The 11,533-nt window shown below is 55.6% G+C and carries 13 protein-coding genes; 9 read left to right on the forward strand and 4 right to left on the reverse strand.

What is annotated here, in order from left to right; translation table 11 throughout:
• Positions 1–63: 63 nt before the first annotated feature.
• On the forward strand, positions 64–432 hold the full coding sequence (nirD, locus tag ACN0V1_RS02140; protein WP_417543399.1) for a nitrite reductase small subunit NirD: 369 nt from the start codon (positions 64–66) through the stop codon (positions 430–432).
• A gap of 114 nt (positions 433–546) precedes the next feature.
• Positions 547–1,941, forward strand: a complete 1,395-nt coding sequence (locus tag ACN0V1_RS02145; protein WP_417543400.1) for a WS/DGAT/MGAT family O-acyltransferase — start codon at positions 547–549, stop codon at positions 1,939–1,941.
• Here the strand turns inward: ACN0V1_RS02145 and ACN0V1_RS02150 are convergent.
• Entirely contained in the window at positions 1,934–2,341 is a 408-nt protein-coding gene (locus ACN0V1_RS02150) for an NINE protein (protein WP_417543401.1), read from the reverse strand. The two genes, ACN0V1_RS02145 and ACN0V1_RS02150, sit on opposite strands and share 8 nt — an antisense overlap.
• A gap of 42 nt (positions 2,342–2,383) precedes the next feature.
• Positions 2,384–3,151: a class II glutamine amidotransferase gene (locus tag ACN0V1_RS02155; protein WP_417543402.1), complete on the reverse strand. Its 768-nt coding sequence runs from the start codon at positions 3,149–3,151 to the stop codon at positions 2,384–2,386.
• Between the two features lie 299 nt (positions 3,152–3,450).
• On the opposite strand from ACN0V1_RS02155, the gene ACN0V1_RS02160 reads away from it, so the two are divergent.
• Positions 3,451–3,909 (forward strand): NfeD family protein, encoded by a 459-nt coding sequence (locus ACN0V1_RS02160; RefSeq protein ID WP_417543403.1) that lies wholly within the window; start codon positions 3,451–3,453, stop codon positions 3,907–3,909.
• A gap of 2 nt (positions 3,910–3,911) precedes the next feature.
• Positions 3,912–4,946 (forward strand): SPFH domain-containing protein, encoded by a 1,035-nt coding sequence (locus ACN0V1_RS02165; RefSeq protein WP_417543404.1) that lies wholly within the window; start codon positions 3,912–3,914, stop codon positions 4,944–4,946.
• Between the two features lie 31 nt (positions 4,947–4,977).
• On the opposite strand, the gene yfbR is transcribed toward ACN0V1_RS02165, so the two are convergent.
• Together yfbR and ACN0V1_RS02175 are read right to left on the reverse strand one after the other, a co-directional pair.
• A complete protein-coding gene (yfbR, locus tag ACN0V1_RS02170) occupies positions 4,978–5,571 on the reverse strand; it encodes a 5'-deoxynucleotidase (protein WP_417543405.1) in 594 nt (197 codons plus the stop codon).
• 44 nt (positions 5,572–5,615) lie between these two features.
• The gene (locus tag ACN0V1_RS02175; protein ID WP_417543406.1) at positions 5,616–8,438 is read right to left on the reverse strand and encodes a DUF748 domain-containing protein; all 2,823 of its coding nucleotides are present in this window, start codon (positions 8,436–8,438) and stop codon (positions 5,616–5,618) included.
• 224 nt (positions 8,439–8,662) lie between these two features.
• On the opposite strand from ACN0V1_RS02175, the gene pdxH reads away from it, so the two are divergent.
• The 5 genes from pdxH to ACN0V1_RS02200 are packed head-to-tail and all read left to right on the forward strand — an operon-like array spanning position 8,663 to position 11,531.
• Positions 8,663–9,298, forward strand: a complete 636-nt coding sequence (pdxH, locus tag ACN0V1_RS02180) for a pyridoxamine 5'-phosphate oxidase (protein WP_417543407.1) — start codon at positions 8,663–8,665, stop codon at positions 9,296–9,298.
• Positions 9,267–10,049: a 4'-phosphopantetheinyl transferase family protein gene (locus tag ACN0V1_RS02185; protein WP_417543408.1), complete on the forward strand. Its 783-nt coding sequence runs from the start codon at positions 9,267–9,269 to the stop codon at positions 10,047–10,049. The genes pdxH and ACN0V1_RS02185 overlap by 32 nt, the downstream gene beginning before the upstream one ends.
• A 22-nt stretch (positions 10,050–10,071) precedes the next feature.
• Positions 10,072–10,692 (forward strand): DNA-3-methyladenine glycosylase I, encoded by a 621-nt coding sequence (locus tag ACN0V1_RS02190; protein WP_417543409.1) that lies wholly within the window; start codon positions 10,072–10,074, stop codon positions 10,690–10,692.
• A gap of 57 nt (positions 10,693–10,749) precedes the next feature.
• On the forward strand, positions 10,750–11,070 hold the full coding sequence (locus ACN0V1_RS02195; RefSeq protein ID WP_417543410.1) for a DUF6482 family protein: 321 nt from the start codon (positions 10,750–10,752) through the stop codon (positions 11,068–11,070).
• Positions 11,067–11,531, forward strand: coding sequence for a DUF3429 domain-containing protein (locus ACN0V1_RS02200; RefSeq protein WP_417543411.1), 465 nt, complete (start codon positions 11,067–11,069; stop codon positions 11,529–11,531). The genes ACN0V1_RS02195 and ACN0V1_RS02200 overlap by 4 nt, the downstream gene beginning before the upstream one ends.
• Positions 11,532–11,533: the final 2 nt, after the last annotated feature.

The following is an 11,533-nucleotide window of genomic DNA, read 5'->3' on the forward strand; positions in this document are numbered from 1 at the left end:
CCCCGCACCCCTCGCTCACAGAGCCTTTGGTTATCGAAAGTTAAAAATTCAAGGAGAACACAGATGAAAGCTCGTACTTGTTGGAACACGGTTTGTACTGTTGACGATCTGGTGCCGGAATCCGGTATTGCTGTCTGGACGGAAGATGGACCTGTGGCGGTGTTTTATCTGCCACACCGGTTGCCGGCGCTCTTTGCCATCAGCCACACCGATCCGTTCAGCGGCGCTAATGTTCTGGCGCGCGGTATCACGGGGGACCTTAAAGGAGAGCCCATCGTAGCCTCGCCGCTCTATAAACAACACTTCAATCTGAAAACCGGTGTCTGTCTGGAAGACAACTCGGTCAGGGTCAAAACCTACGCCGTTCTCCTGGATGGTAACCGGATCGTTTTGGAAACCGCCGATAAGCAACGGGAAGCCGTGGCTGCCTGACCGGGCAAGAAGCTAAATCAGGGCAATTTGACGGGCCGGCATCCACCAGAGGTCAACCACTCCCGGACAACCTGAGGTAATATCACGAAAACGCCAATAAAAAGGATGCCGCCCGTGAAGCCTCTGAGCCCCACCGATCAGCTTTTCCTCTGGCTGGAGAAACGCCAGCAACCCATGCACGTGGGCGGGCTGCAGATTTTTTCGTTTCCCGACGATGCACCTGACGACTATGTGGCCCGGCTTGCTGAACAGCTTCGTAACGATACCGAGGTGACGGAGCCTTTCAACCGGCGTCTCGATAGCCGGTTAGCACAACCGGTTTGGGTACACGACAAACACCTGGATCTGGAACATCACTTCCGTTTTGAAGCTCTGCCTACTCCGGGCCGTATCCGGGAGCTGCTTGGTTTTGTCTCTGCGGAGCACTCACATCTTATGGATCGTGAACGGCCGTTGTGGGAGTTTCATCTTATCGAAGGTTTGGGCGACAGGCAGTTTGCGGTTTACACCAAGGTGCACCACTCTCTGATGGATGGCGTTTCTGCCATGCGAATGTTTCAGAGAATGCTGTCCACGGATCCCTCAAAGCGCAATATGCCTCCCATCTGGGACCTATTGGCACGACCACGGCGGGATGATAATCGCAGCTCTTCGCTATGGCGCAGTATCAGTCATTTGCTGGAGGAATCGGGAAAACAACTGGGTACCATGCCAACCGTCGCGCGGGAGTTGTTGCGCACCATAAACACCGCTCGCAAAGACCCGGTCTACAACTCCATTTTTCATGCGCCACGCAGCATTCTGAACCAGAAAATTACCGGTTCCCGGCGCTTTGCGGCCCAGTCGTATTGTCTGAAGCGGATAAAAGCAGTTTGTCATACGTATGGCACCACCGTAAACGATGTGGTCACAGCGATGTGCGCCAGTGCTTTGCGCACCTACCTCATGAATCAGGATGCGCTGCCGGAGAAGCCATTGATCGCGATGGTCCCCGTATCGCTACGTAAATATGAGAAGTCGACCGGCGATAAAACGGAAGGCAGCCAGACCGAGGGCAATCAGGTGGGCGTTATCCTGGCCAACCTGTATACGGATGAAAGCCACGCCGGCACGCGACTGCGGAAGATTCATCAAAGCATGCAGGAAGGGAAAGACCGCTACGCTCACATGTCGCCGGAAGAAATCGTCAACTACACCGCACTGACCCTGGCGCCAGCGGCGTTTCATCTGCTGACTGGCGTCGCTCCAAAGTGGCAGACATTCAACGTGGTGATATCCAACGTGCCCGGGCCGAAGGAAACCTGTTACTGGAACGGCGCCAAACTGGAGGGTATGTACCCCGTGTCCATCGCCATGGATCGGCTGGGCCTGAATATGACCCTGACCAGCTACAAGGATCAGATAGAATTCGGGCTGATTGGCTGCCGCCGCACGCTACCGAGCCTGCAGCGGATGCTGGATTACCTGGAGGATGGCCTGGTGGAGCTGGAGGAGGGCGCTGTCAGTTAAACTTTACCTGGCGGTTACGCTCTGAAATCTGGTCGTTCAATGTCCAGAAATCGTAAAGCACGCCGAGCAAAAACAGACCCCCGGTCAGCAGGTAGATAATCCCGCTGATCCACTTGCCCATATACAGCCGGTGTAACCCGAAAACGCCGGTGAAGGTGAGCAGCAACCAGCCAATGTTGTAGTTAACCTCACCTTCACGGAACCGGCTGTCTGCTTGCTCGTCCATGGAAGGAATGAGAAACAGGTCGATAATCCAGCCGATAAAAAACAGACCGAATGTAAAGAACCAGATGGTTCCGGTGATCGGCTTGCCGTAATAAAAACGATGGGCACCCAAAAACCCGAAAATCCAGAGCAGATAACCAAACAACTTGCTGTGCGTATCCGGTCGATCAATCATAAACGCTTCCGGCGACAATGGAATTCAAAATTGTATATGGGGCTATCCTCTTAATTCCACAACCCCTTTACGCCATAACCGCCACTCACCGGGCTGGTAGACGTCCCATTCTTCATCGCTGGTCAGTGGCTCGGTTACGATTACGCTCACGATATCGCCTGGCGTGGTTTCAGACTCAAAATCCACAATAACGTCGGCATCTTTCAGCCTTGCAGGGCGAAAAGGCGCGCGGCGGGTGATGCTGGCCATCTTGGTGGTGCAGTAGGTGAACAACCAGTCGCCGTTGCTCAACAACAGGTTGAACACACCCTGACCGGCATACGCTTTCGAGAGCTGAACCAAACGCTTTGTAATAGCCTCGACCGAGTCATTACGATCACATTGGCTACGCAGGTGATTAAGGATATCGCAGAACAGCGCCTCACTGTCTGTGCCGCCAACAGGCTCGTAAAACCCTGGCGACGACTGAAACTCGGAAAGCTGGCCGTTATGGGCGAACACCCAGTAGCGGCCCCAGAGCTCACGCATAAACGGATGGGTATTGGCCAGGCAGATTTCACCCACATTGGCTTGGCGAATATGGCAGATCGCCACTTCGCTTTTGATAGGGTGAGTCTGAACCACTTCAGCAAGCCGTGAGTTGGCGCTGGCGTCCACATCGTGGAAGGCCCGCACGCCCTTACCCTCGTAAAAAGCCACACCCCAGCCATCCTTGTGGGGGCCGGTGTCGCCGCCTCTGCGGGTCAGCCCGGTGAAGCTGAAGCAGAGGTCGGTGGGTGTATTGGCACTCATGGCCAGTAGTTCGCACATAGGGTGAAATGGCTCCTTGCAGAATCAGCACTTCTACCGCAAGAATACCGGAATTAAGCTGGCAGGCCAGTATCTCGTCTGCCCGCCTCACAATGCACTCCCGTTACAGCAATCAGGTATACAGATTCTTGTCGGGAAACGCTCTGACAATTGCCCCTGATCCGCATAGGGCTACAAATTTCTGTCTTGCACGACGCCTGGTGGGCCATTCGGACTCAGCCTTGGCTTTTGGGTACAATCCATCATCCGGGAGCTCGATCTCGCGGATTTCCTAAACCCTGAACCTGCGGATTTTCTGTATGGAATGGAGTCTCACGCATTTTTGGCTGATTCTGACCCTCGCTTTGGGCTTGGCTGAGTTGGCATACGGCATATTTCTGCTGCTGGCACTGGCTATCGCCGCTGCCCTGACGGCAGTGCTGGCCTTCATTGGTCTGTCGTTCGAATGGCAGCTGGTCGGCATGGGCGTGTTCTCGGGCCTGCTGGTGCCCATCGCTATCCGCTCGATCCGCCCGCGGTTTTCCCCCAAAGGCGTGGCCTACGGCACTACTGGCACAGGCGTCGAGCAGGGCGAGCGCTATCGTACCCTCAAGAGGGATTTCGATGGCGCTACGGGCATCAAGATCAACGGCGACTTTTACCGCCTGAGAGACGACAATACCGGCGCCACCGATTTCCCTGAGGGAACTGACGTTATATTCAAGCAATTTGATGGCACAACGGCCATTGTCCAAACAGCCACACACAAGGAACTGTAAGCATGGAACCCTATATTACACCGGGGCTAATCATCAGCCTGATTGTTGTCGTCATCGGTATCTTTATCATTGCCAAGGGGCTGGTAATCATCCGGCAGTCGGAAGTTATGGTCATTGAGCGCCTGGGTTCGTTTAACCGCGTTCTGGAAAGCGGCGTTAACATCATCATTCCTTTTATCGAACGACCCCGCCCCATCACCATGATCCGCTATTTACGCGCCGGTTCGGACTATCAGGCCATGATGACCGATGAAACCCGCATTGACCGCCGCGAAACCGTGATGGACTTCCCGGGGCAGCCGGTGGTGACCACCGACAACGTTACGGTGTCCATCAACGGCGCCCTGTACTACCAGATTATCGATCCGCGCCGTGCCGTTTACGAAGTAGCCAATATGAGCCAGGCGGTAGAAGTACTGGCCAAAACCACGCTGCGCTCGGTAGTGGGCAAGATGGAACTGGACAAACTGTTTGAATCCCGCGCCGAGGTGAACAACGCCATTCAGGCCGAAATGGAAGAACCTGCTTCAAAATGGGGTGTGAAACTGACCCGGGTGGAAGTTCAGGACATCAGCATGCCGGAAGAAGTGGAAGATGCCATGCGTTTGCAGATGGCTGCAGAGCGCAAGCGCCGAGCCACCGTAACCGAAGCCGAGGGTGAAAAGACTGCGGCGATTGCCAAGGCACAGGGCCAGCGCGAATCCGCCATTCTCAACGCCCAGGGCGACAAGGAATCCGCTATTCTGCGCGCCCAGGGTGAACAGGAATCCATTCGCCTGGTGCTGAGTGCCATCGGTGATTCCGAAGACAACAAGCAGACGGTTATCGGCTATCTGCTGGGGCAAAGCTACATCAAGGTACTGCCGAACATGGCAAAAGACGGCGAGCGGGTGTTTGTACCCTACGAGTCTTCTGCTCTGCTGGGCTCTATGGGCATGTTCCGGGAACTGGCCGGCAGCCCGGACGACGTGGTGCGCCAGTCGCTGCAGAGGGATGGCCTGCGCGGTGGCCTGGTGGGCGGTGCCAGCAACGCCTGATCCTCACAAACGCATGGACAACCTGCCGGGCTTAGCCCAGCAGGTTGTCCAGCGGCTCTTCATAGCTGGGCGCAAACACTTCCATAAAGTAAGTCACTTCCGGCAACCCCTCTTGTTCAAGCCTCTGCCGAATCTGCTTCTCGGCTGGCTCAAACTCGCGGTTACCCGCACGCACCTCAGCCTGACACTTCAACCAGGCCGATAGACGATCCGCCGCCTTGATCAGTTCACGATCCTCCGCCGGCAATTGGGACTCCCGGAGATAAGGGGAAAATTCCTCACGCAGATCTTCCGGTAACAGTGCCAGTAACTCAGCCTCCGCTTTGTGTTCAATATCACCGAAAGCCTCCCGCATAACCTTGGAGTGGTACTTCACAGGGGTGGGCATATCGCCGGTGATCACTTCAGTAGCGTCATGGTAAAGCGCCGCAGCCGCGATTTTATCGGCGTTCACCCGCCCGCCGAAGTGCCGGTTGCGGATCAACGCCAGTGCGTGGGCCAGAGTGGCCACTTCCCAGGAGTGGGTTGCTACGTTTTCTTCAATGGCATTGCGCATCAACCCCCAACGCTTGATCCAGCGCAGGCGGGAAACGTAAGCAAAAAAATGACTACCGGCCTGTGACACGTGAATTCTTCCCTATAACCATCGTTGTGAAACCCATAGACGCCTCAACGTACATCCAGCGTAAACCCGATAATAACCTTGCCATCGCCCGACACCTCCGCGTTACGTGAAGGGTCGAGCATGAATAGCTGGCTCGCCGGCACATTGTGGGTGTCCCGCAGTATTTCCTGCATCGAAGCACCCCGCGCCCTGGCAAGATTATTCAGAACCTCAGGCGCCAGTGACCGCTCCCCGGAAAGATAGGCCTTACGAGCCTCTTCCCAATCCTGCTCGGAAAGCTCGCCGCTCCCGGCGGCAAGCTCATTCCGCAGAAGCACCAGACCGTCAGCGGAAGGAGAAACACCTCCGCGAATGTTCAGCAACAGATCCGGGCGATCCAGTAGTGCGTCCGCCAGAACAGCAAGCTTCTCCGCCTCGCCCGGGGCTAGCCTGGCTGTACCCGGTTCGAAGCTCAGCTGGCCCAGCTCTTCACCACTCAGGCCGGCAAGGTCGGCGATTGAGCCAAGCACACTGAACGGTGATGTGGCCGCCTTGGCCAGCAAATTCACAAACGTTCGCATGATCACCTGACCAACCCTGAAATCCGGACTGTCCAAATCGCCGCTGATCGGCATGTTCACCTCAATAACACCATTGCTGTCCCTGAGCAGCGCCAGCCCAAGCTTCACCGGCGCATTAACGGCGTCTTTGCTGGCAATGGCCTGCCCCAGGCCGAGACGATCCATAACCACCCTGTTCGATGCATTTATCTGGCTGCCGGTAACTTTATAGTCAAGATCCAGTCCCAACTTACCGCTGTCGATACCATAACCCAGATACCGGCCCAGGTAGGGCGAAAGTGCGGGCAACGAGAAGTCTTTCAGGGTCAGCTTCAGGTTGCTGGTTTCTTCCGTTCCCAGGGTGCCAATTGTGCCGTCAACTTCCACGCTCGCGCTGCCACCCACTTGCCCTTTCAGGGACACTTTGCCTTGTTGCGGCGATACATTACTGAGACCGATAACCGAACCATTGAGCTGGTCGAGTGAGGTTGTAAAAACCGGGTCTAATGTACGGTCGGTGTAATCGAGCGCGCCCTTCTCAATCATCAGTTGGCCGATACGGAAGATAAACGGCGCGTCTTCACCCGTGTCCTGTTGTGGTGATGTAGAGGTACCAGCAGCCTCGGACTGCCGGACAATTTTTTCAACGTTATGAATACTGTTGGCGTTGCGAACCAGATTGATGGCTGGCTGGGCAAGAGTAACCGTGCCAATTTCCAGCCTGGCCGGGTGCACGTTGTACTCAATCGGTGCCAGGCGCAGCGTTTGCCATGAAATCAGACGCTCGTTGCTGCCCGGCAATTGAAGGCTCAGCCCGGAAACTTCTGCGGTGCCACTGAAGGTTCCGGTTAAGGGCTCCTGCTGGCCGTCCAGATCCAGGTTTCCATCCAGTCCCAATGTGCCCCCCGCAACCGCGAGGTTGGCCAACTCCTGCAAATAGGGTTCAAACGCCGCCAGCAGTATATCGGATCCGGAGATGGCAGCCTCCAGCGTAAAGGGCTGAGGTGTCAACTGACCGTTGAGGGAGAGCTTGCCGCCGCTGGCCAGGGCTGTCTCCAGCTGATACGAAATCGGATCTTCCATCTCGCTGTTGATGCCAGCGGTAGAAAACGAAAGTTGATCCAGTGAAAGCTCTGCGGTCGATGCAGGTTGCTGATCCTGCCAGAGCACCCGCCCTCCGGAAACCTTGATACCCGCCAGAGACCAGCGGAAAGGCTCCTTAGCTGCTGCAGGGGCAGGGGCAGGCTCTTCAGTGTCTGCTTCTGTCTTCCTACCATTTTTCGCAAAGGCGTCAAGCGCGGCAACCCAGTCGATTTCTCCGGCTTTGTTGCGCGCCAGCATGATGTCGGGCTGCTCCAGAATAATCTGCCCAACGCGGGCTTCACGGGCATTGAGATCAAATCCAATGTCGTCGATGGCAATGGATGCGGTGGTTAATCGGGGCTGATCACTCTGCTTATCCGGAGCAAAGGCCAGATCTTCCACTGACAATCGACCGTTGCTGGTAGACAGGTACAGAATGTTGGCGGCCTGCAGCTCATAGTCTGAACGTACCGTTACTTTTCCACCGCGCAAATCATAGGGAAAATAGGGGGCGAGGAAATGCCCGAGTGTCTTGTGATCAACGCCTGAAATGGCCAGATTTCCGCTTGAATAGAGCGGTGTAATGCTGAGATTTCCCTGCCATTCGATGGTCTGGTTACCCAAGGCTGCCTGTAGATGATAATCGCTGCTGCGATCATCCCGTTGCCATGTGGCAAGATCGCTCAGAGTGAGATCCAGGGGCGTAATCCGGAATTCCGCCATTTCCGGCTGAGTGAAATCCCTGAACAACAGTTCGCCTCCGCTTATCGTGAACTGCTGAAAATACAATGAGGGCGGCGCCTGATCTTCCCCGGGCTCGGTCGGTTTGCCACCTTCCCTTGCACTGGCAGCCTGAAAGTCCCGGGCGAAGTTCACGCTGTAGTCTTCCAGCAGATCCAGACGGATGAACGGCTCTTCAAGTTCAATGGCCTCAAACCCGACAACGCCTTGAATCAGCTCAAAGAAGCTCAGATTAATATACAGGCGATCAAAACCCACCACTTTTTCATTGTCGCTGTCCTGCGCAGACAGGTTCAGAGCTTCCACACCAAGCGTAAACGGGTTGCTGCGGATGTCACCAACACCCGCCTGCCACCCCATGTGTTGCTCCATCTGATCAGGCAACGTACGCTTTAGCCACCAGGGCAGCACCAGAAAACCCGCCAAACTGTATAACACGAAGAGTACGAGCGCGCCGATAACCAGATTTCTGCGCAAGTGACTGCTCTGACGGCGTTGGGCCACGAATTTCTCCTTTAGGGTGTCGATGGCTGGATAAAGAGCCTTTACATAAGGATAGTCGGCCCAGCAGCGGTTTGTCAGCCACTGTTCAGCAACCGCTGACAGGTGAAACTGAACTCTATATCCTGAGCGTTCGTATCGAGGCTTCTCGATCGCACCTTGTGATCGTATTTTTCTGACACTACCTGACACGATTTTCTGGTTTTTAACAAACGAGGCAGGCGTTTATGGACATCGGCGATATGCGTCGCGACTTTGAAAGTGAAGGGATGGATCGCGACGCACTGAGCGACGACCCGATCAGGCAATTCGGAACCTGGTTTGGTGACGCCCGCGAAGCCGGTATTCTCGAGCCCAACGCCATGTCACTTGCCACCACCGGTGCCAACAACATGCCCGATTTGCGCACGGTGCTGCTGAAGTACTTTGATCAGCGTGGTTTCGTGTTCTATACCAATTACGAAAGCCGTAAAGCCCATGAGATTGCTGAAAACCCAAGGGCCGCCCTGCTGTTCCCCTGGATTGGCCTGAACCGGCAGGTGCGTATTCAGGGCCGGGTCGAGAAGGTCAGCAAAACCGAATCGCTGAAATACTTCGCCTCGCGCCCAAGGGGTAGCCAGATAGGCGCCTGGGTATCCGAGCAGAGTAAGGCTATCACCTCACGGGGACTTTTGGAGCAGAAAGTGGCAGAAATGAAGCGCAAGTTCAGCGAAGGTGAAGTGCCATTGCCCGGCTTCTGGGGTGGCTACCGCGTTGTGCCTGAGCGCATCGAATTCTGGCAGGGCCGTCCAAGCCGCCTCCATGACCGGTTTGAATACGTAAGGGAAGACGATGACTGGCTCATCCAACGACTCCAGCCCTGATTTCGCCGGCACCCGGCAGAAGCCGACCATCAAGCTTTGCCATCAGACCGGACACTTGCCGGACGTTGCACCTGACTGGCTAACGGCTCATGAGCGCGAGAAATTTTCCGCGCTCCGCGGCACCCGCGCGGCAGAGTTCCTCACCAGCCGCTGGCTGATACGCCAGGCTTTGAGCAAAGCAGGCTCTATAACACCTGACCTGTGCTGCCCGGTGGAGGGGCGTCCAACGACTTCCGCCTGCCCGGCGGGCTGGCACCTCTCCCTGAGCCATAGCCATGGCCTCTCCGCCTGCGCTACTGAATATGGTTCTGCGCTGGGAATAGACATTGAGCCCAGCAGGCGCCATCCACAATGGAAAAAGGTGGTCAAACGCTGGTTCTCCCCCGTTGAGCAGGAATGGCTGTTCAAGGAAGACGACCCCCACACCTTTCTCCGGGTGTGGACACTGAAAGAAGCCTGGTTGAAAGCCACTGGCCGGGGCATTGCCAAAAATCTGCAGACTCTGGAAGTGCGCAGGAATTTTGAGCTCTACGGTGACCAACCGGACGATCACTGGCAGGCCTGCGCCTTTTATACCGAAGGGTTTCTGTGCACACTGGTGTACAAACAAACAGCCGGTAACCAGCATGGCGCATGGCCAGTCATCACGCTGCTGGAACCGCCCCCTGACGACTACAGCCTGAGCGCCGCAGAACCACTGGACACACACTGGGAGCCGGTATTCCAGCGCAGAATCCGCGCCAAACGCTGACAAGTGCGCAAGGAGACTCTTTATGCCAGCTTCGCTCAAATATAACGAAACCCCCACAGCTCCGGCCACCACCGAGCGCTGCTCGTGGTGCGGTACCGACCCGCTCTATGTGCACTACCATGATACCGTCTGGGGTCGCCCCGAATACGACAGTCTCGCCCTGTTCGAAAAGCTTTGCCTGGACGGCCAGCAGGCTGGCCTGAGCTGGATAACCATTCTGCGCAAGCAGGAGAGTTATCGAGCCGCTTATGATCACTTCAACCCGGAAAAAATCATTCAATACAGCGACACCAAAGTTGCCGAGCTTTTGACGAACCCGGGCATTGTGCGCAATAGGCTGAAAGTACAGTCGATCATCAAAAACGCCAGAGGGTTTCTGAATCTGCAGGAAAAAGGCACAGAGTTTTCACACTTTCTCTGGTCGTTTGTGGAAAACAGCCCGATTCAGAACAGCTGGCACAGCTTTGATGAAGTGCCCGTTACAACGCCGCAATCCGAGGCCATGTCCCGAGCGCTCAAGCGCGCCGGGTTTACCTTTGTCGGCCCTACCATTGTTTATGCCTTCATGCAGGCTACCGGCATGGTTAACGATCACATGGTTTATTGTCCTCAACACACGCAGTGCCGCTCGCTCGCCCAATGATCTTAAATGCCCACCGGCACGTAAGTTCTGGGTAATCAGGCATCCCGGAGCTTCACTGTGAGAATTACCCTGGAACAACTCGCAACCCAGCCAAAGCAGGTTATTGATCTGCTTGAAATCATCTCTATTGAAGGCCAGCAATATATGGCCAGGCTGAGCCTCGGCGATGATCAGTTTCTACTGTCTGAGAAAAAGGGCGCGACCCGACTTTTCCGCAGCGCCTGGCAACTTCAGGATACTCTTGCCACCTTTTCCATCGGGGAAACTCAGGTTGTTCACCCCTCTGCCTATCACGAGATGATTGGTATGGAGCCTGCAGGCATTGAACCTTTGCGAATCCGGGTTCAGAGCCATCAGGCTCAGGCGCAGAAAACGTGATTTCAGTAGCGAGACTTGCCATTCTCGTAGGGATGGTGGGGTTAATACCCTTCATTGCCGGTGTTGTCGCTCTTTTTGCGCTGCCGCAATACAGCGTCGCTATGCTGGGCTATTTCTACCTTTACAGTGCGGGTATTTTGGCTTTCATGGCAGGTGTTTACTGGCCCATAGCGATGCAGCTGGATAATCGCTGCTACCCTCTATCGCCGCTGGTAACCATGTTGCTAAGCCAGGTGTTCTTTGTCACTGCGGGCGTCGGCCTGCTTCTGAGTACGCCGGCACAGATAGTGCTCTACACTCTTGCGTACCTCGCCCTGTACGTTACCGATGCGCGCTGGATGCGGGTGTATTGGCCAGCCTGGTATCTTCGACTAAGGTTGGTCCTGACGCTCGTCGCAGTAACCTGCCAGCTAGCTGTCGGCGCCTGGTTCTTCCTGCTGCATTCCAGCCACGGCGTTTAAAG

The organism is Marinobacter sp. (genome assembly GCF_048266785.1).
In the GTDB taxonomy this organism is placed as follows: Bacteria; Pseudomonadota; Gammaproteobacteria; order Pseudomonadales; family Oleiphilaceae; genus Marinobacter.